25 protein-coding genes are annotated in these 22764 nt (G+C 63.2%); 9 read left to right on the top strand and 16 right to left on the bottom strand.

All coding sequences use genetic code 11. The annotated features are described in order from the left end of the window. Window positions 1-2 precede the first annotated feature (2 nt). Entirely contained in the window at window positions 3-1502 is a 1500-nt protein-coding gene (locus NR187_RS17950) for an NAD(P)H-hydrate dehydratase (RefSeq protein ID WP_211386001.1), read from the bottom strand. 382 nt (window positions 1503-1884) lie between these two features. Between NR187_RS17950 and NR187_RS17945 the strand changes: the two genes are divergently transcribed. After that, window positions 1885-2223: a P-II family nitrogen regulator gene (locus NR187_RS17945; protein ID WP_007603495.1), complete on the top strand. Its 339-nt coding sequence runs from the start codon at window positions 1885-1887 to the stop codon at window positions 2221-2223. A gap of 152 nt (window positions 2224-2375) precedes the next feature. After that, window positions 2376-3785: a type I glutamate--ammonia ligase gene (gene glnA, locus NR187_RS17940; protein ID WP_211386000.1), complete on the top strand. Its 1410-nt coding sequence runs from the start codon at window positions 2376-2378 to the stop codon at window positions 3783-3785. Window positions 3786-4145: 360 nt separating this feature from the next. Here the strand turns inward: glnA and NR187_RS17935 are convergent, their stop codons facing one another. Genes NR187_RS17935 through NR187_RS17925 form a run of 3 tightly spaced genes read right to left on the bottom strand, consistent with a single transcriptional unit; the run spans window position 4146 to window position 5224 of the window. Beyond that, window positions 4146-4523 (bottom strand): type II toxin-antitoxin system HigA family antitoxin, encoded by a 378-nt coding sequence (locus NR187_RS17935; protein ID WP_211385999.1) that lies wholly within the window; start codon window positions 4521-4523, stop codon window positions 4146-4148. Between the two features lie 10 nt (window positions 4524-4533). Next, a complete protein-coding gene (locus tag NR187_RS17930; protein ID WP_256807179.1) occupies window positions 4534-4917 on the bottom strand; it encodes a type II toxin-antitoxin system HigB family toxin in 384 nt (127 codons plus the stop codon). Window positions 4918-4960: 43 nt separating this feature from the next. Beyond that, complete coding sequence (locus tag NR187_RS17925; protein ID WP_211385998.1) at window positions 4961-5224, bottom strand: tautomerase family protein; 264 nt, start codon at window positions 5222-5224, stop codon at window positions 4961-4963. A 152-nt stretch (window positions 5225-5376) separates the two neighbouring features. Here NR187_RS17925 and NR187_RS17920 point away from each other — a divergent pair, with 152 nt between their 5' ends. From NR187_RS17920 to NR187_RS17910, 3 genes are all read left to right on the top strand, one after another. Continuing rightward, on the top strand, window positions 5377-6354 hold the full coding sequence (locus NR187_RS17920; RefSeq protein ID WP_211385997.1) for a GlxA family transcriptional regulator: 978 nt from the start codon (window positions 5377-5379) through the stop codon (window positions 6352-6354). 225 nt (window positions 6355-6579) lie between these two features. Then, window positions 6580-7137: a cytochrome b gene (locus NR187_RS17915; protein ID WP_211385996.1), complete on the top strand. Its 558-nt coding sequence runs from the start codon at window positions 6580-6582 to the stop codon at window positions 7135-7137. Window positions 7138-7269: 132 nt separating this feature from the next. Next, the gene (locus NR187_RS17910; RefSeq protein WP_256807178.1) at window positions 7270-7680 is read left to right on the top strand and encodes an EF-hand domain-containing protein; all 411 of its coding nucleotides are present in this window, start codon (window positions 7270-7272) and stop codon (window positions 7678-7680) included. Window positions 7681-7776: 96 nt separating this feature from the next. Here NR187_RS17910 and NR187_RS17905 read toward each other — a convergent pair whose 3' ends face one another. From NR187_RS17905 to NR187_RS17880, 6 genes are all read right to left on the bottom strand, one after another. Continuing rightward, entirely contained in the window at window positions 7777-8550 is a 774-nt protein-coding gene (locus NR187_RS17905) for a gamma-glutamyl-gamma-aminobutyrate hydrolase family protein (RefSeq protein WP_256807177.1), read from the bottom strand. A gap of 133 nt (window positions 8551-8683) precedes the next feature. After that, window positions 8684-10390, bottom strand: coding sequence for a hypothetical protein (locus tag NR187_RS17900; protein ID WP_256807176.1), 1707 nt, complete (start codon window positions 10388-10390; stop codon window positions 8684-8686). 33 nt (window positions 10391-10423) lie between these two features. Next, window positions 10424-11227, bottom strand: a complete 804-nt coding sequence (locus tag NR187_RS17895; RefSeq protein WP_256807175.1) for a class I SAM-dependent methyltransferase — start codon at window positions 11225-11227, stop codon at window positions 10424-10426. Window positions 11228-11377: 150 nt separating this feature from the next. Next, on the bottom strand, window positions 11378-12244 hold the full coding sequence (locus NR187_RS17890) for a glycosyltransferase family 2 protein (RefSeq protein WP_211385991.1): 867 nt from the start codon (window positions 12242-12244) through the stop codon (window positions 11378-11380). After that, complete coding sequence (locus NR187_RS17885; RefSeq protein WP_211385990.1) at window positions 12241-12990, bottom strand: bifunctional 2-polyprenyl-6-hydroxyphenol methylase/3-demethylubiquinol 3-O-methyltransferase UbiG; 750 nt, start codon at window positions 12988-12990, stop codon at window positions 12241-12243. The genes NR187_RS17890 and NR187_RS17885 overlap by 4 nt, the downstream gene beginning before the upstream one ends. Before the next feature lie 142 nt (window positions 12991-13132). Beyond that, window positions 13133-14581: a hypothetical protein gene (locus NR187_RS17880; RefSeq protein WP_211385989.1), complete on the bottom strand. Its 1449-nt coding sequence runs from the start codon at window positions 14579-14581 to the stop codon at window positions 13133-13135. 243 nt (window positions 14582-14824) lie between these two features. Between NR187_RS17880 and NR187_RS17875 the strand changes: the two genes are divergently transcribed. Beyond that, window positions 14825-15958, top strand: a complete 1134-nt coding sequence (locus tag NR187_RS17875) for an AI-2E family transporter (RefSeq protein ID WP_211385988.1) — start codon at window positions 14825-14827, stop codon at window positions 15956-15958. A gap of 91 nt (window positions 15959-16049) precedes the next feature. Here the strand turns inward: NR187_RS17875 and NR187_RS17870 are convergent, their stop codons facing one another. The 6 genes from NR187_RS17870 to NR187_RS17845 form a co-directional block, all read right to left on the bottom strand. Then, window positions 16050-16346, bottom strand: a complete 297-nt coding sequence (locus tag NR187_RS17870) for an antibiotic biosynthesis monooxygenase (protein WP_211385987.1) — start codon at window positions 16344-16346, stop codon at window positions 16050-16052. A 101-nt stretch (window positions 16347-16447) separates the two neighbouring features. Continuing rightward, window positions 16448-16684 carry a hypothetical protein gene (locus NR187_RS17865; RefSeq protein ID WP_211385986.1) on the bottom strand — a complete coding sequence of 79 codons (237 nt, stop codon included), beginning with the start codon at window positions 16682-16684 and terminating at the stop codon, window positions 16448-16450. Window positions 16685-16741: 57 nt separating this feature from the next. Then, window positions 16742-17962, bottom strand: a complete 1221-nt coding sequence (locus NR187_RS17860; RefSeq protein WP_211385985.1) for a diguanylate cyclase — start codon at window positions 17960-17962, stop codon at window positions 16742-16744. Window positions 17963-18191: 229 nt separating this feature from the next. Then, window positions 18192-18671, bottom strand: coding sequence for a 30S ribosomal protein S9 (gene rpsI / locus NR187_RS17855; protein WP_211385984.1), 480 nt, complete (start codon window positions 18669-18671; stop codon window positions 18192-18194). 1 nt (window position 18672) lies between these two features. After that, the gene (gene rplM / locus NR187_RS17850; RefSeq protein WP_091965253.1) at window positions 18673-19137 is read right to left on the bottom strand and encodes a 50S ribosomal protein L13; all 465 of its coding nucleotides are present in this window, start codon (window positions 19135-19137) and stop codon (window positions 18673-18675) included. A 158-nt stretch (window positions 19138-19295) separates the two neighbouring features. Next, entirely contained in the window at window positions 19296-19724 is a 429-nt protein-coding gene (locus NR187_RS17845; protein ID WP_211385983.1) for a PaaI family thioesterase, read from the bottom strand. A gap of 100 nt (window positions 19725-19824) precedes the next feature. On the opposite strand from NR187_RS17845, the gene NR187_RS17840 reads away from it, so the two are divergent. From NR187_RS17840 to NR187_RS17830, 3 genes are all read left to right on the top strand, one after another. Continuing rightward, complete coding sequence (locus NR187_RS17840; protein ID WP_256807174.1) at window positions 19825-20646, top strand: enoyl-CoA hydratase; 822 nt, start codon at window positions 19825-19827, stop codon at window positions 20644-20646. Between the two features lie 106 nt (window positions 20647-20752). Further along, window positions 20753-21337: a CoA-binding protein gene (locus NR187_RS17835; protein ID WP_211385981.1), complete on the top strand. Its 585-nt coding sequence runs from the start codon at window positions 20753-20755 to the stop codon at window positions 21335-21337. A 138-nt stretch (window positions 21338-21475) separates the two neighbouring features. Then, window positions 21476-22756, top strand: coding sequence for an O-acetylhomoserine aminocarboxypropyltransferase (locus NR187_RS17830; protein ID WP_211385980.1), 1281 nt, complete (start codon window positions 21476-21478; stop codon window positions 22754-22756). Window positions 22757-22764 lie beyond the last annotated feature (8 nt).

The following is a 22764-nucleotide window of genomic DNA, read 5'->3' as shown; positions in this document are numbered from 1 at the left end:
GCTCAGTATTCGACCCCGAGCGCGCTATAGATCCGCCGGTGCACCGCCGGCAGCGTTTCAGTGAGATCTTCGGCGATCAGCCCCGGCCCTGCCTCGCTTCCCGCTTCGCCATGCATCCACACGGCGATGCTGGCCGCCTCGAACGCCGGCACGCCTTGCGCCAGCAGCCCCGCAATGATGCCGGCGAGCACGTCGCCAGCGCCGGCGGTGGCGAGCCAGGGCGGCGCGTTGGCGGCGATGGTGACACGGCCGTCGGGCGCGGCGATCGTGGTGTCAGGTCCTTTCAACAGCACGACCGCGCCGCAGCGCTCGGCGGCGACGCGCACGCGCTCGAACTTCGAGCGGCCCGGATGTTTGTTGCTGAGATCGGAGAACAGGCGCGGAAACTCGCCCTCGTGCGGCGTCAGCACCACCGCATTGTCCTGCGAGGATTTGATCGATTCAAACAGGCGCTCGGGCGTCGCGGCAAAGCTCGTCAGCGCATCGGCGTCCAGCACCAGGTGCCGCTGCGCCGTGAGCGCGGTGTGAACCATGTCGCAGGTGCGATCCCCAATGCCGGCGCCCGGGCCGATCACGCAGGTGTTGTAGCGCTTGTCGCCGAGCAGCTCGCCGAACTCGATCGCGGTGTCCACGGGACGAACCATCACCGCAGTCAGCGCGGCGGCATTGATCGCAAGCGCATCGCGCGGGCTCGCCAGCGTCACCAGACCCGCGCCTGCGCGCAGCGCGCCGCGCGCGGCGAGCCGCGCCGCACCGGTGGCGGCGGCATCGCCGGAGATCGCGAGCACATGCCCGCGTGCGTATTTGTGGCCGTCGATGCGCGGCACCGGAAAGGCGGCGCCCCAGAAATCCGGATCGTTCTCGAAGATCTGCGGCGCGATCTCGTCCAGCACCTGAGCCTCGATGCCGATGTCGGCGACGCGCACCCGGCCGCAATGCATCCGGCCGGGCAAGAGCAGATGCGCCGGCTTCTTGCGGAAGAAGGTGACGGTTTCGGTGGCGTTCACGGCCGCGCCCATCACCGCCGCATTGGTGCCGTTGATGCCGCTCGGCAGATCGACCGCCAGCACGGGCGCGCTGTTGGAATTGATCGCCTCGATCATCGCACGCGCCTCGCCGTCGACGGGACGGCTGAGGCCTGCGCCGAACAGCGCATCGATGATCAAAGCGGGCTTTCCGATCGCCTGCGGGTTGAACGGCAGCACCGGGAGCTTCCAGCCGCGCGCCGCGGAGGCCGCATCGCCCTGAAGCTGGTCGCGCTCGCACATCAGGATCACCGAGACCTCGCGGCCCTGGGCGGCGAGCTCGGCCGCTGCAACAAAACCGTCGCCGCCATTGTTGCCGGGACCGGCGACGATCAGGATCGGTCCCTCCTCCGCCAGCGCATTGGCCGCCTCCGCGACCGCCTGGCCGGCGCTGAGCATCAGCTTGAAGCCGGGCGTGCCTGCCGCGATGCTGAGCTGGTCGGCGCGCTGCATTTCAGCATTGGTCAGAACTTCCATGCCACTTCCCTGTCCAAACGCCTTTTCAACAGGCATCTTCCGTGCCGATGAGGTGACCGGAACGACGATCTGCACACATATTGAACCGATTGCCTATTTCGTAGTCTTAGGTATTTTGTGCCGGTCGGCGCCACCTATCAGGGATGCTCGTTAAAAGGCTGATAACGCTCCAATAATCAGGGCATTTGCAACTTGGCATAGACCCTGCTTTCGAGGAAGCCGCTTCGGTTCGTCGTGCTCACTGGCATTTTATCAGGGTGTGGCCGGCCGACGTTGCCGGTCTCGTCAGGGATCCCGGCATTGCGAAGACAAGATCGTGCGTTAAGAAAAGCGCATCCTGACGAAGACGTTGCTATTTGATCGAAAGGCCGGGAGGCGCGCAGTGAAGAAAATCGAAGCCATCATCAAGCCATTCAAGCTCGACGAGGTGAAGGAAGCGCTTCAGGAAGTCGGCCTGCAAGGCATTACCGTCACCGAAGCCAAGGGCTTTGGCCGGCAGAAGGGTCACGCCGAGCTCTACCGCGGCGCAGAATACATCGTCGACTTCCTGCCCAAGGTGAAAATCGAGATCGTGATCGGCGACGATCTGGTCGAGCGGGCGATCGATGCGATCCGCCGCGCCGCGCAGACCGGGCGCATCGGCGACGGCAAGATCTTCGTCTCCAACATCGAAGAGGCGATCCGCATCCGAACCGGCGAATCCGGGCTGGACGCTATCTGAGCCGGGTGCTATCCCGCGTTTTGCGACACTCTGACAAGAAATAGGCTGCTTCGGCGGCCTGATTTCGTTTGTGCGGTCGCGCAAAACTCGCCGAAAAGCGAGAATAATTTTGCTCATCTGGAAACCGTCCCGCAGAGCCAAAAGGGGTATGCATGAAGACCGCCAAAGACGTCCTGAAATCGATCAAGGACAACGACGTTAAGTACGTCGACCTGCGCTTCACCGATCCGCGCGGCAAGTGGCAGCACGTCACGTTCGACATCAGCATGATCGACGAGGACATTTTCGCCGAAGGGACGATGTTCGACGGCTCCTCGATTGCCGGTTGGAAGGCGATCAACGAGTCCGACATGTGCCTGATGCCCGATCCGGTGACCGCGACGATCGATCCGTTCTTCGCCGAGACCACGATGGTCATCACCTGCGACGTGCTCGAGCCGACCACCGGCGAGCCCTACAACCGCGACCCCCGCGGCATCGCCAAGAAGGCCGAGGCCATGGTGAAGTCGATGGGCGTGGGCGACAGCGTGTTCGTCGGCCCCGAAGCCGAGTTCTTCGTGTTCGACGACGTGCGGTTCTCCGCCAACCCCTACAGCACCGGCTTCCGCCTCGACTCCTCGGAGCTGCCGACCAACTCCGACACCGAATACGAAGGCGGCAATCTCGGCCACCGCGTCCGCACCAAGGGCGGCTATTTCCCGGTCCCGCCGCAGGACTCGGTGCAGGACATGCGTTCCGAGATGCTCGGCGCCATGGCAAAGATGGGCGTCAAGGTCGAGAAGCACCATCACGAGGTCGCCTCCGCCCAGCACGAGCTCGGCATGAAGTTCGACACGCTGACGCTGATGGCCGACCACATGCAGATCTACAAGTACTGCATCCACCAGGTCGCGCACATCTACGGCAAGACCGCCACCTTCATGCCGAAGCCGGTCTTCGGCGACAACGGCTCGGGCATGCACGTGCACCAGTCGATCTGGAAGGACGGCAAGCCGGTGTTCGCCGGCAACAAATACGCCGACCTGTCCGAGACCTGCCTCCACTACATCGGCGGCATCATCAAGCACGCCAAGGCGATCAACGCCTTCACCAACCCGTCGACCAACTCCTACAAGCGTCTGGTCCCGGGCTATGAGGCCCCCGTGCTGCTCGCCTATTCCGCGCGCAACCGTTCGGCCTCCTGCCGCATCCCCTACACCGCTTCGCCGAAGGCCAAGCGCGTCGAGGTGCGTTTCCCCGATCCGCTCGCCAATCCCTATCTCGGCTTCGCCGCGATGCTGATGGCCGGCCTCGACGGCATCAAGAACAAGATCGATCCCGGTCCGGCGATGGACAAGGACCTCTACGACCTGCCGAAGGAAGAGCTCAAGCAGATCCCGACGGTGTGCGGCAGCTTGCGCGAGGCGCTGGAAAACCTCGACAAGGACCGCGGCTTCCTCAAGAACGGCGGCGTGTTCGACGACGACTTCATCGATGCTTATATCGAGCTGAAGATGACGGAAGTCGCCCGCTTCGAGATGACCCCGCACCCGGTCGAGTTCGAGATGTACTATTCGGGCTAAGCGGCCCAAACCGACTGCGACAAGCAAAAGGCGCTTCCGAAAGGAGGCGCCTTTTCGTTTTGTGAGACTAATGCTCGTGCTTCTTGGCGATGATCGCTAGCTAATTCTCCGCCTCCGGTCGCAATGATGGATAGCCCCGGAATGCCCTTCTGCCATCCCTCGTAAACAGACGACATGTTGAGAACTTCCAGGACGACATTGCCAGGAAACGAAATCGACAGGCCTCCTGTGTCCGAGCGGATTGAAACGCGCTCGATGGGTTTCTCTCCGAGAAGACTTAGCGGGACTTTCTCGCCATCGAGCGGTGTCGCCCTCGCAAGAAAACGACGGGTTTCGCTGAAGCGAGGACCATCCCAAATGCTAAACCGCATTCAACCGATACGGCTTGACCAGGAGTTCGGCAGGCACTTTCCAGGCCTCGCTGATCCGAAAGATCATCTCGACCGTCAGCGCGCGTCTTCTGTTCAAGATCTCGGACGCACGCGAGCGCGACCCCAATAGCTCCGCGAGTTCTGCTTGAGTGTGTCCGCCTTCGTCGATCAGATAGTTCAGCATATCGATCGGGTCGAGACGCAGCACATCGATCGGCCAATGTGAGGTCTCGTACTTCTCAACGAGCGTTGCGAGAATATCGAGCTTGTCGCCATCATCAGTCCCGGGCTCCGCCCCCCAGAGCCGTTCGATTTCAGCGACAGCAGCATCATAGTCCGCCTCTGTCCGAATGGGATGGATTTCCATGGTTCTTCCCTCAGTACATCGCAACCGTCAACGCATCGATCTTGTCGTACTCTGCATGCGTACCGGTGAATTTGATGAACGCAATCTGGTGCTTGAACGCGAATGCCACGATCAGGGGAAAACTGCCGCCCGCGATTTCAAAACGGGCCCGCTCGCCGTTCAGAACGACAACTCCCGGTACAGTCGTCTGAATCTCATTCATCGAAGCCCATCCGGCGGCCCTGACGAGCTTGACCCATCGGGCGATCGCGGGCTTCGCCTTGGGGTTTGCTGCGGCGAATTTGGCCAGCGTGGATTGTTTGATGATCCGCACGAAACGATATTCCCATATTGGGAACATCGCGTGAAGACCGCGCCCGCTGCTGATGTCGCGGCATAGCGAGACGAAGCCCATCTTGCAGACCTGGGACCAGCATGGACTTCGCCTCACCCTCTGGCTACGTCTTCAGCCGCCCGACCCGCACCCCGTCCGCCCCGATCGTGCCGAACGTGCTCGCGATGATCTCGCTGGTCGGCTGCATGCCGCCGAGCGACCAGTGCGAGGGCTCCTGCTCCTCGATCCTGACCCAGACGTTGCGGCGGAATTCCGGGTTGCCCTGCCCTTCGACCTCGACCAGGAGGTCGGTGACGCGTTCGAGCAGGGTCTTCTTCTGCGCGGCATCCAGAATGCCGCGAACGGTGGAAATGGTGATGTAAGGCATGTCTCTCTCCGGTCATGTCGTGTGACGACGGAGCGAGATTGGACCTGACACCGCCCGGACGGCAGTGGCGGACAAGACAGAGATCGGGCAATTTCCGCCACGCGCCATCCGTGCCGATCGGATAGGATCGCGGCATCACCCCCGGAGGTCCCATGAAGCTCGCAATTCTGGCGCTGGAAGGTTGCATGCATTCGGCGATCTCGGGCGTCGCCGACATCCTGTCGCTCGCCAACCACGTGATGCAGCAGAGCGGCGCGAAAACGCGCTTCGCCTGGGAGACGCTCTCGCTCGACGGCAAGGCCGTGCGTGCCGGCGGCGGCCAGATGGTCGCGGTCGACGGCGCGATCGGCGGACGCGCTCGCCATGATGCGATCATCGTCCCCGGCAACCTCGTCGATCACGTCACTGCCGAGCGCCTGCAACCGCAATATGCCCGTGCCGGTGCCTGGCTCCGGCAGCAGCACGCGAATGGCCGGCTGATCGGCGCGTTCTGCAGCGGCGTGTTCCTGCTTGCGGGGGCGGGCCTGCTCGACAACCGCCGCGCAACCATCACCTGGTGGCTGCAAGGCGAGTTGCGGCAGCGCCACCCCACGATCGACCTTGCCGCCGACGCCGTCATCACCGTGGCGGACCGCATCGTCTGCGCGGCCGGACCGATGTCGTGGGTCGACCTCCTGCTCCGGCTGATCGAGATGGTCGACGGCAAGCAGATCGCAAAACTCTGCGCGGACTACGTCGTGATCGACACCGCGCAGCGCAGCCAGTCGATCTTCATGCCCGTCGGCTATTTGCTGTCGCAGGACCCGTTGCTGACCAGGGCCGACCTGCTGGTTCGCCGCACCGGCAAGCGGCCGATGACGGTCAAGCGCCTCGCCGGCGCGCTCGGCCTCAGCGAGCGCACGCTGAACCGGAAGTTTCAGGAGCTCACGCACGAACCGCCGCAAGCCTTCATCACGCGCCGCCGCGTCGAGCACGCGCGCACGCTGCTGGAGACGACGACGCAGCCGGTCAAGACCATCGCACGCACGGCCGGCTACGAGGACGAGAGCAGCTTTCGCAAGGCGTTCCGCAAGCTGACCCTGATGTCACCGCAGGCCTATCGCGCGCGGCGGATGGAGCGAGCCGCGTAGCCGCGCACCAAGGGTGTTCGACCGAGCATGGCAACTTGCTCGCCCGGGATGGAACTCGCCTCAGGGGTCGCAAAATTCAGCCCTCGCCCGATTACCGAGATGCCGCCTCGCGCAAGAAACAGGTCGCGCCATGAGGCGGATCAAAGAGTCGCAGCGAATTTTCTGATGCATTGGTCCTCGAAGGGCTGGCCCGCGCTACCGGATCGAAGATCAACGGAGGCACAATTGACGAATTCGCCCGACCGATACGGGACCGTTCCCCAGTTCTTCCACTGGGCGACGGCGGTCCTGGTGATCGTTGCGTGGACGCTCGGCATATTTGGCGATGACTTGCCCAAGGGTGGCGCTCGCGAGACGGGCCTGCTCGTTCATGTTTCCGCCGGCCTGTTGATCCTGGCCGCGCTGATCATGCGCGTGGCGTGGAGGGCGGCCGTTCCGCCGCCGCCTCCCGAGCCAAACGAATTCCGCAGATGGCTTGGCGCCTTCGCCGACCCAACCGCCCGTCTTTTTCACTATGCGCTCTACGCCTTGCTCGCTGTCGTTCCCATCGCCGGGATCGTCACGCAGTTTGCGCGTGGCGAGGCGTTGCCGCTGCTCGGCATCTACGAAATCTCATCGCCATGGATACGAGATCGAGCCTTTGCCCATTCGGTCAAGGAGATCCACGAAATTGCAGCCCACGCGCTTGTATTCGTCGCGTTCTTTCATGCCGGCGCAGCTCTGATCCATCATGTTGTTTTTCGCGACAATACGCTGAACCGCATGCTGCCTCGCGGCAAATGATGGCGTAGCACAGGACCGCAGACATCCTCGAAACCGAGCGGCGTTCCCTACCCGCCATATTGATCTGCCTCAAGCCGAACCCGGTCCGGATCGGCATCGTCGGGATTTCGGATCAACGTCGGAGGGACAACCATGCGACGTCCAACCATTGCTGCGGCGCTGTTGTTTGCTGCCCTGAACCATCCCGCATTCGCTCAGACGGCATCTGATCACGAGGGCCATCATCCGGGATCGGACCAAGTGTCGACGCCCGCGCAAACGACGCCCCCCGCAAGCCAGTCCGGAGAGCGACAAGGCATGATGGGTGGTGGAGGCATGATGGGTAACGCTATGAAGGGTCGCAGCACGATGGGCGTGGACGCGATGGGGCCTCCGATCATGTTCCGCATGATGTTCGCGCTGATGGACGCCGACGGTGACGGAGCCATCTCGTTGGCAGAGTTTCAGGCAGCCCACGAGCGGATTTTCAAGGCGATGGACAGCAACAAGGATGGCAAGCTCACGCCGGAAGAGATGCAAGCGTTCATACGAGCCAGAAACTAGGCCAGACTGTCCGCCAAACGAACCATCACCCAGGAGGACCTCCGGCCGGCGTGGGTCCCGGATCCGCGCTTCGCCTGTCCGGGACAAGAAAGTGATCTACGCCGCCGCGCGCTGCCGCTCCACCAGCGCTTCGCCGAACGCCTCGAACAGCTTGCGGTTGATCGGATTGCGCTGCGGATCGTATTCGGCGTGCCATTGCACGCCGAGCGCAAAGGTCGGGGCTTCGGCGATCCGGATCGCCTCGATGGTGCCGTCCTCAGCGATGCCTTCGACGAACACGCGTTTGCCAGGCTCCAGGATGCCCTGACCATGCAGCGAATTGACCCGGATCCGCTCACAGCCGAGCAGCGTTGCGAACGCGCCGCCGGGCGTCAGCTCGACGTCGTGACGATCGGCGAACACCACGGTCGGGTCGGGATGGATCTCGCCGTTCTCGAGCCTGGGCATGCGGTGGTTCATCCGGCCAGGGATTTCGCGGATCTCGGGGTGCAGCGACCCGCCGAAGGCGACGTTCATCTCCTGCAGGCCGCGGCAGATGCCGAACAGCGGGATACCGCGGGCCACGCAGGCCACCGAGAGCGCCAGCGCCACCTCGTCGCGGTGGATGTCGTAGGGCTCGTGCTTCTCGCAGGGGTCGACGTTGAAACGGGTCGGGTGCACGTTGGCGCGGGCGCCGGTGAGGATGACGCCGTCGACGGTATCGAGCAACGCCGCGATATCGGTGATGTCGGGCGAGCCCGCGAACATCACCGGCAGGCCGCCGGAAACCTCGGCCACGGCGCGCAGATTACGCTCGCCGACCATCTGGACCTGAAATCGATTTTCGACGCGATGGGCGTTCCCGATCACGCCGACGACCGGCTTTCTCATCTCCCGTTCCGACCTCCGCGTAAGAAGATTCTCCAAACATGCCCTTCTGATGGAGCAAATTCAACCGAAGGGATCGCGGGACGGCAATGCTATTTTCGCGCCACCTGTGCCGCCTCGGCGGCCGGGCGGTCCCTCAGGTACCTGCGTGCCGCAAGGGCCAGGAGCCGGCCAAGAGCCGGATCCGGTCGAGCAGAACGGCCCCCAGGATGGCGCTGGCGCCGCCGAGGAACGGGATGACGTAGTAGGCATAGCGATTGAGCCCATAGATGAGGAATGCCGGAAACGCGGCGCTGACCAGCGCGAGCAGGACCATCAATGTGCCACCCGTCACCAGGTCCGCAGGCAAGGGCGGCGCCCATCCGAGCCGTGCGCCGACGACGCCCGCGAGCAGGACGACTGCGAGGACCAGCATCGCGGCAGACATCCACCGGATCGGTCCTGGGAGGTCATCGTACTCGCTCGAGACGGTCACTCCGCAGCACAGCTTGGCCCGATCCCCGCGCGGCTGGTAGCCGCGCGCCAGCAGGAAATCCAGCCCCTGCTGCAACTGATCCGGCGTCGGCAGGATCCGCCCCTCCAGCCGAGAATATGGCTTGTAATAGTCGTGAACCAGTTGCCCGCGTTTGAACCCGGTCGGACTTCCAAAGAGCGGGTACAGGTCGCGTTGGGCGAAGTACTCGTAACCCTGCGGACTGGACGCACGCCGCGCCACGGTATTTCCATCGAACAGCAGGAAGTACATCTCGCGCAAAAAATGCCTGGTGACATGCCGATACAGCGTCGACGGGGTGGTCAGCGTTTCGATGAAGATGTCGCGAACCATCTTTTCGACCTCGGCCTGGCTATCGCCGGGTTTCGGCAGCAATTGGATGGCGCGGAAGGGCCATTGATACACGCCCGGATCGGCCCAGCCGGTCGGGGTGTCGGCCGCCCTCATCTTCTCGACAAACGCCCGCGCGTTGGCTTTCCGGTCGAGATAGATACCGTGGTCGTAGTCGGCGGAATAGCCGACAACGAAAGCCATGACCGCAAGGCTCTCGTTGCCGACCGAACGCTTTCCGATCGCGTAATTGACCGCCGTCGGGATCAGATAAACGGCGGTGGCAAGGCCGCTTGCCAGTGCGAGCACGGCCAGTCGGCGGCCCCATCCGGCATCCAGCACCACGGCCAGCCAGAGCAGGATGACGGCGGCCTGTCCGACCGCCGCCGATCGGCAGGTCATGACGGCCCCGAGGGTCACCCCTGCGGCCGCCGCAGCGAGGTACGGCGGCCATTTCCTGAAGGCGAGGCCTGCGGCGATGAAGGCCGCAAGGCTGACCAGGAAATTGGAAATGGTCTCGGCGCCAATCGTGTTGTCGTAGTGAACCGTGCGCCCATAGAGCGCGGCGATCAGAAAGGCCAGCACCGACATGATACGGGGCGCACCGGCAAGGCGCACCGTCGCGGCGATGAGCAGGGCCGTGCCGATGCTCAGCAGATGCTGGGCGATGACGAAGACCAGGATATGCGGCCCGAACAGCTTGGAGAGCAGCACCAGGAAGACCGCCACGCCGTACGGCCGCTTCCCCGCATCGTCGAGATAGTGGCCCTTCAGAATGGCGTCCGCTTCGTCCAGATAGGCGCCGCCATCCTCGTGGAGGAAATGGTCCGGCCAGGCCACCAGAAAAGCGAGATGCACCGTCAGCGCGAGGGCGACCACCCAGAACCAGATCCCGAGCCATGCGAGACGGCCGGTCCATGCGGCCAGTGCCAGCCGGCCCGTAGGCGGCGCCCCTGCGCCTTTGATGTCGGTAGCTGGCAATGGCTTCTCCGGATCGATTGACTGCGCGAAGGCGGCCACGGGCCTTCGCCAAGAACGTCAGGGTGGATCACCTCATGCCGGCCGGGTGCCGGACACCGTCCAGCTATAACCGTGGCGATGGTAGAGCCTGATATCCCCGAATCCGCCATCCGACAGCAGCGCCTCTGCCTCGGCGCGCGTGTAGTATTTCGCGTAAGCGGGATTGAGCTGGTCGTAGATGGTCAAGCGACGAACGCTGCGCGGAAACTTCGCCAGCACCGAGCGCATGTAGGACCGCATCGGGAGCGGCAATATCCGGCACAGCCCGATATAGGCCGTCAGCACCCACTCCAGACCATAGGACAGCGCCACGAGCAGCCGATGCGGCAGCAGAACGGTGAGCTTGCGCAGCGGAATCGCGAGCGACAGATAGGTCTCGTTGCCTTCGTAGCCGTAGAGCCAGACGATGCAGCGTCCACCGGGGCGCAACGCATCGTAGGCCGCGCGGACGACGGGCGCCGGCGCGGGGATGTGATGCAGGACGCCCATCGAAACCACGTAGTCGAGTTCGAGATCGGGCGGCAACTGATCGCCGGGCACCTGCAAATACGCGACGCGGTCGGCGCCCTGGGCCGTGTTTTCCTTCAGGACCATCATGGCGGCGGAGGGCTCGACCGCAACGACATGACCGGCCCCGGCATCGAGCAGCATGTTGACGATGCGCCCCGTGCCGCTGCCGATATCGGCGACCCGCTTGCCCTTGACGTCATCCAGGGCGAGCAACGGCCCGAACAGATCGGCAAGGAGAGCTGCCGACCCGTAATAGCCGGGGTTGTCGCGGAACGCGGTCCATTGCTCCCCGAAATCGCTGATCGTCTGATCCTTCAGGTCCGGCATGCGTTTGTTCCTGGCCAGGTGCCCTCGCCGTCCGGTCCACGATGGAGCAGCGCAGCCGACATCGCCGCCGCCGCACGGCCGTCGGCGGCGCGACCGTCACGATGAACGACGCCCGCTATGCCGCACATCGCGTTCCCTCGCACAGGAAGGTCATGATCGCTGGTTCATGATCTGCTTCAGGAGCACCGCGAGCAGTCCCATCGCGACGACGAGAATGCTGAGCAGGATCGCGCCGACGCCCAGGACGAAGGCACTGACGAGCTGCAGGATGATCCCGCCGACCAGCGAGACCAGTGCGAGCGCCATGCACATCATTGCCAGCAGCACGAAGATCTTCAGCGGATTGTAGTAGGTGCAGGCCTCCAGGACATATTGCAGGGTCCTGACGGAGTCGCGGAACAGGTTCACCTTGGAGCGACCGATCCGCGTCTTGTAGTCGATGTTGACGTAGTCGACGAATTTTGCGTTCATCATGTAGGCCAGTGTCAGCGACGTCGTGAAGCTGAACAGATCGCTGACGTGCTGGAAGTAGGAGATGGCGACCTGCCGGCCGAACACACGAAGGCCGGAGTTGATGTCGGGAATGTCGCGGTTGGCGGTGAATTCGACGATCGCCTTCAGGACGGCGCGCAACGGCGACTTCAGCATCGACTCCCGGTAGTTGGGCCCGGTCCGAGCGCCGACGACCATGTCAAAACCCTGTCCAAAGCGCGCGACCAGTGCCGGGATCGCCTCCATCGGGTAGGAACCATCCGCATCGCTGATGACGATCGTATCGTAGGATGCGGCGCGAATTCCATCCTTCAGCGAGCGGCCATAGCCGATGTTGTGGGGATGCCTGAGCACCTTTGCCCCCGCCTCCTCGGCGAGCGCGCCAGTCCCGTCGACCGAACCATCGTCGACGACGACGATTTCATAGGGAGTGAGCTGAGCGCCGTCGAGAGCCGCCTTGGCCCGATCAATGGTTTCAACGATGCCGTTGCGCTCGTTGAGTGCGGGAATGACGACTGAGATCATCGGCGACGTGCAATGCAGGTGACGGATTGCCCGAAGAAACTTCGCGAGAGCGGATCGAGCGCCCGCGACAGCGGCACGATATATTTGTCAAATAGCGCAATCTGCCCGTTGACGGCGTCATCGTTCAGCGACTGATGCCGCTTCAGGCGATTGGCAAGCCACCCCAATCCGCCAATCGGATTGAAGTAGCTGAGCCGAACGAGTTCGACCGGCTGATCCGCAAGCAGATCGGCCAGACGCGTCGTGGTGTAACGGCGGCAGTGCCCCGCCAGGCGGTCGAGGTCGTTGTAGAGCAGCATCAGAGCCGGCACGCTGATCAGGAGGTGCCCTCCCGGCTTCAGCACGTCGACAAGATTGGCGATCGCCGTGGCGTCGTCCTCGATGTGCTCGAGCACATTGATGGTGAAGACGGCATCGACGCCCTGCGGAAACAGTCCGCGCAGTTGCTCTCGCGCCAAGATGTCGCAGACGGCAAACTTCCGGCCGGGCATCGCGGTCCTGGCATGCTCGACGCTCTCGCGATCATGGTCGACACCGCAATAGTCGCCGAACTGGCTGAGCCTGTTGCTGTAGTGACCGTGGCCGAAACCGACTTCGAGAATCTCGCCCTTCAAATAGGGGCGGAACTGTTCGATCACCCAATCCATGTAGTTTTGGGCGTCCGCAATCGCGCTCGAATAGGTATCGGCACCAGTCTTGAGACTGTCAGATGAAACAGGCTGGTGCGGACGAGAGGCTTGAACCATGCGGACCTTGCTTTCCGATCCATCGATTAGCAGGGCAAATTGCGCTTCTCAAGGGAATACGCGCGTCATGTCGCGCTGCAGTTGCCGCCCAAATCCGTCGGTCCAGACCGGCAGGTCCCGGTCGACCGACATCAGTCGGCTCTCATTGCACGCTGCTATAACGGGAACAGGTCGGCATTTGGTTGGTGGCAGCGAGGATTTCGGGGGTCCACTGGAAGCCCCACGCTTGCGCGGCCCCTTTCAACTCTTCCAGGGTCACCTTTGAATTATCGCGACAGGCGTCCTGGACCGCCAGCCGATATTTCTTCTCGACGTCGGCCGCGATAGCGACCGTCTTTTTGATTAACCCGACGGAGTTCCGATAGAACGGAACCACCGCCCACCACGACACGACGACCATCACCCCCGCAACACATGTCGAAAGAACCGCGCGCCTAATGCTTCCGCCCGTGAAGCAGGCTCGGGTGGAACTCAGCGCGTCGCAGAGGCGGACAACCGCTTCGGCGATCATCAAGCCAAATAGCGGACATATGCCGAGGAAGCTATACATACCACTGAATGAATGGACAAACGTGTGCTGGAGCATCACGAAGTACCAGGACAGGCTTCCAAGCAAAAGAATCAGGGCCGACACAGCAGAGCTGCGCTTGCGGATTGACAGCAAGATCACCGCACAGCCGGCCGCAATCGAGAAGGATTGCAGGTCAAAACTATATGCCCATTCCAGTCGGGATGCGACGACATCGGGATAGCGATCCCAATCCGCAGCAGAAACAAACTTGACGCCAGGATACCAATGGCTGTTCGGCATGCGAGCGTCGACGGTTCGAGCCACGAACAGGTCCAGCATCCGCAGAATTCCGCTCGTGAAGCCGCCGACGATGAACATGATCATGGCGGCTGTAAGCGTGGCGGCCGCGACAAGCGGAGCGGAAATCAGCGCAACGTCACGCAGGCGGGGGCGACCTCGATACTGCCACCAGAGACCGACCATCACGATCCACGATGACATATAGTAGAACCAGTAGTTCATGGCCATGAGGAACATGGCCAGCAGCGACCCCACGAGATAGACCCGCTCGCCTCGCTTCAAGTAGAGCAGAAAGAGCAGCAGCGTCAGGTTGAAGAACACGAACTCATAGGGCATCGTGTGCGTGACGCCGGAGAAGAACAGGAAGAACTGCGACAGCACCAGGAATACGGTGGCAAACGTTGCGGCGATGACGTCGCTGAACAGCAAATAGACCCAAAAGAAGAAGCACAAGGCTCCAATATTGAACAGCAGGATGGAAAGAACTTCGAGCGGGAGTGGAGTCGTCGCGCCGGCTCGTATGGCGAGTTCCGCCACCAGCAGGAACAATCCGGGATTTTGCGCGTCGTAGACCGGCAAATATGATTCGCTCGTGCCCGGATCGACGCGCTCCATGGCGCGCTGGTGAAGCATCACAACATGGGCGTTGTATTTCGCCTTCTCATTAATCGATTCCACGGCCGAAACTTCGGGATGCAACCTGAGCCATGCCACGTAGTTGGCGGCCCCAAGCGACGCCACGATGAGCATCGCTGCAAAAAGAGCCTTCATTCTCTTCATCAAACTGCTTCTCGAAACAGGCGTCGAAAAATACGTTGAATCGAGTCTGTGCCAGAACTAGCGGTTGAGTCAATCAACGGGTGCGATCGACACGTTCCTCGCGCAATGCCGCGGCTCGTGACGACGTCTGGGCCAACGAGATCTCAAGGACCGCCATCGTCCCAGCGACGTTGATGCGGCTTGATCCCGGCCGCAATAGAAGAAAGAGTGGCTTCGCAAGGACAGCTTGAAAGAGGAAGCGACGTGCCAGTCTCCGCCGACGAACGAACCCGGATCCGCACCGATCTGGCCTGGTCGATCTCGGTCGGGGGCATCGGTATCGTGCTGTTCACGGCCATGCTGGTCTTCACCTGGTATTTTGCGACCACCCTGCTCCTGATCTTCACCGGCATGCTGCTCGGCGTCGGCCTCAATGCGCTGACCAACGCACTCGGCCGCCGCCTGCACCTGCCGCATGCGGTGCGGCTGGCGATCGTCTGCACGTTGCTGGCCGCGATGCTCGGAGGCGTTGCCTATCTCGGCGGTGCCACCATCGCCGACCAGGCCTCGCTGCTGAGCAAGACCATCAGGTCGCAGATCACCAACGTCCGGTCCTTCCTCGAAAACCACGGCATCGACACCAGCGTGTTCGACCTCGGCAATGCCGCCCCCGCCGCCTCGACCGACACGGGCCCGACACCCGCCTCGAGCCCAGGCTCGCACGGCGGATTGTCGGGCGCAGGCGCGCTCGCCTCCAGCGGCGGAGCGATCGTAAGCCAGACCTTCAAGCTGCTGCTCGGAACTATCAGCGCCGTCGGCAACATCTTCATCGTGCTGTTCCTGGGCCTTGCCTTCGCCGCCCAGCCCAGCGTCTATCACGACGGCCTGCTGTTCCTTGCGCCGGCCAGACACCGCACCCGCGTCACCCTCATCATCGACCGCATCGGCGAGACGCTGGAGCGCTGGCTGATCGCGCAGATCATCGTGATGCTTGCGGTCGGTGTGGTGACCTGGATCGGGCTTGCCGTCATCGGCATTCCCGGCTCCTTCATCCTGGGAATCCAGGCCGGCCTCCTCGCCTTCATCCCGACCGTCGGCGCCATCATTGCCGGCGTCGTCGTGGTGCTCGCGAGCCTCGCCTCGGGCTGGATCCCTGCGCTGTCGGCCTTTCTCCTCTTCATGGGCGTGCACGCCATGGAGAGCTATGTGCTGACGCCGATCCTGCAGCGGCAGGCACTGGACATTCCGCCGGCGACGCTGTTCGCGTTCCAGATCCTCCTCGGCGTCGTGTTTGGAATCTGGGGCCTGGCGCTGGCGCTGCCGCTCGTCGCCATCGCCAAGGTCATGATCGACCATTTCAAGACGTATGAGGCGCCGCCTCTGGCGGAGGCGGCGTAGGACAAGATTGCGGAAAAGTTTGCAGCGGTTTTTCCTCGCGACAAACGCGGAGCGCGTTTGCGCGGAGATCATGCTCCCGACATAAAGCCGCTCAGGTCGTCAGCACGGTCTCGGTGTGCTCGACCTCGGGGGGCGTGGCAAAATACTGGCCGACGAGGCCGCGCCATTCGGTGAAGTTCTCGGAGCCGCGGAAATCGACGGTGTGGTTTTCCAGCGTGTCCCATTTCACCATCAGCCGGTAGCGCTGCGGCTTCTCGATCGACTTGTGCAGTTCGAAACCGTGAAAGCCCTTGGCGCGGCCAAAGGCGGCCTTGGCCTTGGCGACGGCAGCCTCGAAGTCCTTCTCGCTGCCCGGCTTGACGTCGATTTGCGCGATCTCGGTGATCATCGGTTTCCACCCTTCTTTGTTTGATGGGCGTGTCTACCGCAGACGGCGGCAAAGAAAAAGGCGCCGAAACGGCGCCCTGATCGGCCAAAAATGCGGCGCTCTCAGGCGAACAGCAAAGCGGTGCCGGCAACGATCAGAACGCAACCGACGAACAGCGCGGCCGGCCAATAGCTGCGGCCTTGCGCGTAGCGCCCCTGGGCGCGGCGCTCGGTGATCAGCGCACTCTCGTATTCGTCCGCGGTGGAGAACAGGCAGGCGAAGCCGCCGCGTGCCGAGGCTGCAGCGGCTTCGAGCGACATCAGGGCGGCCTGCGGGTTCTGTCGACGGATCGATTCCATGGCCACGATGGTAGGAATCGAATGGTAAACAGGGGATTACCGCAGGGCCCCTTTGCCTCAAGCCGTGACCGGACGCGCCTGCGGCGGACCGATCCGCGCCGCGCTCTGGCGGCGCCAGTTCTCCAGCGACAGCGGCAGCTCCTCGGCCGCCTCGACGCGGTTACGGCCGCCGCGCTTGGCCTGGTAGAGCGCGGTGTCGGCCGAGGCCAGCAGCACCTCGAGCTCGGTGCCGGCCGGACCGCCGGCGACGCCGATGCTGACGGTGGTGTCGACCGGGCCTTCATCGACCACGATACCGGAGGTCTCGAACGCCTCGCGCACGCGCTCGGCGACCAGCACGCCCTCCTCCAGCGAACACGGCAGCAGCGCCGCGAATTCCTCGCCGCCGATACGGCCCGACATGTCGGTCATGCGCAGATTGCTGACGACGACGGTCGAGAACAGTTTCAGCATCTCGTCACCGGCGGGATGGCCGAAGCGGTCGTTGATCGACTTGAAGTGGTCGATGTCGAAGATCATCACGGTCACGGGACGCCCGGCCTTGGCCTCGCGCTCGATCACGCGTCCGCAGGCCTCGGAGAAGCCGCGGCGGTTGAGCATGCCGGTCAACGGATCGGTGGACGCCGCGGTCCGGTGCGCGGTGACGGTGCGCTCCGAGACCAGCATGAAGATCACGAACACGGTGCCGACGGCATAGAGCACCAGCTCGACCGCGAACACGGTGACCCAGATGCTGGTGGAGAAACCGGCATCGTGCGGGCGCAGGAAGCTGCCGAGCAGGATCGGCAGCATCAGGACACAGCCGTGCATCACCGGCACCACGAAGGCCGGCCAGCGCCGTTGCAGGCTCTTGCGCCGCTCGACCCAGAGCTCGCTCGCGGTCAGCGCCGCATAGACCGACACGATGCCGGCGCCGACGATCATGCGCAGCATTGAAGCCGCAGGATCGAGCAGTGTAACGGCGGCGGTCCAAACGAGCGCACCGACGAGGAGCCCTGGCCAGTTCGGCTTGCGGCCGTGGAAGACACGCGCCGCATTCCACACCATGCCGCAGGCGACGAAACCGACCGCGTTCAGCGCGAGGTAAAGATGCGGGCCCAGGCTTTCGCCGGCTGCGGTCCATAGCGCGACCGAGGCGGCGCCGAGAAGATAGGCGGTGCCCCACCATTTCAGCGCAGGGCTGTTCTCCTGCCTGCCAAAGAAAACCATCATGGCGCCGAGCAGTGCGGCAACCATGGTGGCGACCAAATAGAGCGTGATGCTATCGAGCGACATCATGTCGGCCCCCTCTTGAACATAGCAATTACGCGATCGGCTCAGCCGATTTGCGCGCCCTTCCAAATGCGACGCTATGTCTCGCGGGTTCCATTCAGGTTTTCACGCAAGCCCAACTTTTCAGGAAACTCGTCATCAATTTGCGTACAAACGAACAACAAAAAGGGCGCTGAAATCAGCGCCCTTTTGCATCTCATTGAAGCCGCTTTCGCGGCGAATGTGACCGAAGCGATTAACGCTTCGAGAACTGGAAGGACCGGCGGGCCTTGGCCTTACCGTACTTCTTGCGCTCGACGACGCGGGAGTCGCGGGTCAGGAAGCCGCCCTTCTTGAGCACGCCGCGCAGCTCCGGCTCGAAATAGGTGAGCGCCTTGGAGATGCCGTGACGGACCGCGCCGGCCTGGCCGGAGAGGCCGCCGCCGGCAACGGTGCAGATCACGTCGTACTGACCGGAACGCGCAGCCACGGAGAACGGCTGCTCGATCATCATGCGCAGCACGGGACGGGCGAAATAGACCTCGACCTCGCGCGAGTTGACCGTGACCTTGCCGGCGCCCGGCTTGATCCAGACGCGGGCGACCGCGTCCTTGCGCTTGCCGGTGGCATAGGCGCGGTTGAACTTGTCGACCTTCTTCTCGTGCTTGGGCGCGTCGGGCGCGGCCGCCGTCTTGAGCTGCGAGAGCTGATCGAGCGACTGGATGGATTCGGCCATGTTATGCGGCCCTCGTGTTCTTGCGGTTCAACTTGGCGATGTCGATCTTCTCGGGCGTCTGGGCCTCGTGCGGATGATCGGCGCCGCCATAGACGCGGAGGTTGCCCATCTGGACGCGACCGAGGGGACCACGGGGGATCATGCGCTCGACGGCCTTCTCGAGCACGCGCTCGGGATGCTTGCCCTCGAGGATCTGGCGCGCGGTGCGCTCCTTGATATGGCCGACATAGCCGGTGTGCTTGTAATAGGTCTTCTGCTCGCGCTTGCGACCGGTGAGGACCGCATGCTGCGCGTTGATGATGATGACGTTGTCGCCGCAATCAACGTGCGGGGTGTAGGTCGGGAGGTGCTTGCCGCGCAGGCGCATGGCGACGATGGTGGCGAGACGGCCGACGACCAGACCCTTGGCGTCGATCAGTACCCACTTCTTCGTCACCTCAGCCGGCTTTGCCGAAAAGGTTTTCATGTCAGAGTTTCCGTGGACGGGGAGCATCGGCGCGAACACCGCACCGGACTGCGCGGTTTTCTAGAGAAGAGACGTGCAACGGTCAATGCCCGAATGTGGAAATTACATAAGTAAAATCAATAAGTTAAAAATATGGTGCGATATTACCTGCGAAAAGCTCAAACATTTGGAATGGAATAGGTCGAGGTGACGTGGGCAATCGGATCGGGCGACGTGCCGGACAGCAGCTTTACCTCCCCGACCGCCAGGCGCTTGCCGAGCTTGAGCAGCCGGGCTTCCGCCAGCACATCCTGGCCGGGCTGGCCCTTTCGCAGGAAATTGATGTTGAGATTGGTGGTGACGGCGAGCCCGATCGGCCCGATCGCGGACAGAAGCACCACGTACATCGCGAAATCGGCAAGCGCCATCAGGGTCGGGCCGGACACGGTCCCGCCCGGCCGCAGCATCCTTTCGCTGTAGCGCTGGCGCAGCAGGCAGGTCTGGCCGTCCGCGCTCTCGATCGTGATGTCGTCGCCGCCGAAGGCCTGGGGAAATTCCTCACGGAGAAACTGCTCGACCTCCACCACGCTCATTTTCGCTAACGCCATGCTTCGCCTCACCCTCGCTTCACTTCGCCTGCTACATTAGGTTATCTGCATCATCCATCCGCGTCATCCAAGTGCAAGAATCCAACCGGAAACGCTTTCGATGCCCGTCCAGGCCCGCGCCCCCTCCCCGCAACCACCGATCCTGCTGCGCGAGACCGTCGGCCCCATCGCGGTCCTGACGCTCAATCGCCCGACCGCGCGCAACAGCCTGTCGGAGGCGATGATCGCAAGCCTGCATGCCGAACTCAACGAGATCGGCGACGACAAGGCGGTCCGCGGCGTCGTGATCGCCGCCAACGGCCCCGCCTTCTCCGCCGGCCACGACATGAAGGAGTTGACCGCGCGCCGCGCCGATCCGGATCGCGGCCGCGCCTTCTTCGCCGAGATGATGACCGCCTGCAGCGCGATGATGCAGGCGATCGTCCACCTGCCGAAGCCCGTGGTCGCCGCCGTCCAGGGCATCGCGACCGCCGCCGGCTGCCAGCTCGTCGCAAGCTGCGATCTTGCGATCGCCTCGGACGCTGCGAGCTTCGCCACCCCCGGCGTCGACATCGGCCTGTTCTGCTCGACGCCGATGGTGGCACTGTCGCGCAACGTGCCGCGCAAGCAGGCGATGGAGATGCTGCTGACGGGCGAGCCGATCCCGGCCGCCCGCGCCCGCGAGATCGGGCTGATCAATCGCGTCGTCGCCGCCGGCACCGAGCGCGACGCCGCGCTTGCGCTGGCCGAACAGGTTGCGCTGAAATCCGCCTACACCGTCAAGCTCGGCAAGGAGGCATTCTACCGCCAGGCCGAGATGAGCCTTGCGGAAGCCTATCGCTATGCGGCAGAGGTCATGACCGAGAACATGATGGCGCGCGACGCCGAGGAAGGCATCGGCGCCTTCATCGAGAAGCGCACGCCGACATGGCGGGATGAGTAGAATCGTCATTGCGAGCGAAGCGAAGCAATCCAGAAATCCCACCGAGGAAACAGACTGGATGGCTTCGTCGCTGCGCTCCTCGCAATGACAGCAAAAAGAAGAGCCAATGAACCACGACGCCTATCCCGACAATTACATCCGCGCCATCCTCAACAGCGTGAAGTCGATCGCGATGGTCGGCGCCTCGCCGGTCAACGTGAGGCCGAGCTATTTCGCGTTCAAATATCTGGCGCAACGCGGCTACGACATGATCCCCGTCAATCCCGGCCATGTCGGCAAGGAGCTGCTCGGAAAGCCATTCGTCGCCTCGCTGTCCGACATCGGCCATCCCATCGACATGGTCGACATCTTTCGCAATTCCAGCCACATCCTGCCTGTCGTCGAAGAAGCACTCACGCTCGATCCGCTGCCGAAGGTGATCTGGATGCAGCTCGGCGCGCGTGACGATGTCGCCGCGGCAAAGGCGGAATCGGTCGGCATCAAGGTGGTGATGAACCGCTGCCCCAAGATCGAATATGGCCGGCTGTCGTCCGAGATCTCATGGATGGGCGTCAATTCGCGCACGCTGAGTTCCAAGCGCCCGCCGGCACCGACACAAGGCATGCGGCTGTCCCTCAATCGGATGAGTGTCGGCGGCGGTGACACCGCGGCGTCCGATCGCGCCGCCAAGAACAAGACCGAGCAGAGCTGACGCACTTGCGAAGGATTCCTTTCGCGAACGCGACAATGCGTAGCACGATTGTCCTGATGTGAACCGGCGCCTTGACGGCAGACGCTGCGACGATCAGCATGCCGCGCGATTTCAGATCATGAGAACAGGACGCCATCAATGAGCGATCGCCTTCCGGGATTTTCGACCCTCGCCGTGCATGCCGGTGCACAGCCCGATCCCACCACCGGTGCGCGCGCTACGCCGATTTATCAGACGACGTCTTTCGTCTTCAACGACGCCGACCACGCCGCCTCGCTGTTCGGCCTGCAGGCATTCGGCAACATCTATACCCGCATCGGCAATCCCACCAATGCGGTGCTGGAAGAGCGCGTCGCCGCGCTCGAAGGCGGCACGGCCGCGCTGGCCGTGGCCTCGGGCCATGCCGCGCAGGTCGTGGTGTTGCAGCAATTGATGCAGCCCGGCGACGAGTTCATCGCCGCGCGAAAGCTCTATGGCGGCTCGATCAACCAGTTCACGCACGCGTTCAAGAGCTTTGGCTGGAACGTGGTATGGGCCGATCCGGATGACATCGCGAGCTTCGAACGCGCGGTCACGCCGCGCACGAAAGCGATCTTCATCGAATCCATCGCCAACCCCGGCGGCAGCATCACCGACATCGAGGCGATCTCGACGGTGGCGCGCAAGGCGGGCGTGCCGCTGATCGTCGACAATACGCTGGCCTCGCCCTACCTGATCCGCCCGATCGACCACGGCGCCGACATCGTCGTGCATTCGCTGACGAAGTTTCTGGGCGGCCACGGCAATTCGCTCGGCGGCATCATCGTCGATGCCGGCACGTTCGACTGGTCCACGGGCGGCAAATATCCGATGCTGTCGGAGCCGCGGCCGGAATATCACGGCATCAAGCTCCAGGAGACGTTTGGCAATTTCGCCTTCGCGATCGCCTGCCGCGTTCTCGGCCTGCGCGACCTCGGCCCGGCGCTGTCGCCGTTCAATGCCTTCATGATCCTCACCGGCATCGAGACGCTGCCGCTGCGCATGCAGAGGCATTGCGACAATGCGAAAGCGGTCGCCGAATTCCTCGCCGGTCACCCGGCGGTGGCCTCGGTGAGCTATGCGGGGCTGCCAACCGACAAGTACAACCGGCTCGCGCGCAAATACGCGCCGAAGGGCGCGGGCGCCGTGTTCACCTTCAGCCTGAAGGGCGGCTATGACGCCGGCGTCAGGCTGGTGTCGAAGTTGCAGCTGTTCTCGCATCTGGCCAATGTCGGCGACACCCGCTCGCTGGTGATCCACCCGGCCTCGACCACGCACAGCCAGCTCGACGACGCCGCCAAGATCAAGTCCGGCGCCGGCCCCGACGTGGTCAGGCTCTCGATCGGGATCGAGGACAAGGAAGATCTGATCGCCGATCTGGAACAGGCACTGGGCGCGTAGTTGTTGTC

Source organism: Bradyrhizobium sp. Bra64 (assembly GCF_024519875.1).
In the GTDB taxonomy this organism is placed as follows: domain Bacteria; phylum Pseudomonadota; class Alphaproteobacteria; order Rhizobiales; family Xanthobacteraceae; genus Bradyrhizobium; species Bradyrhizobium japonicum_G.
Note: the sequence above shows the minus strand (reverse complement) of the source record. Positions and strands in the feature narration are given on the sequence as shown.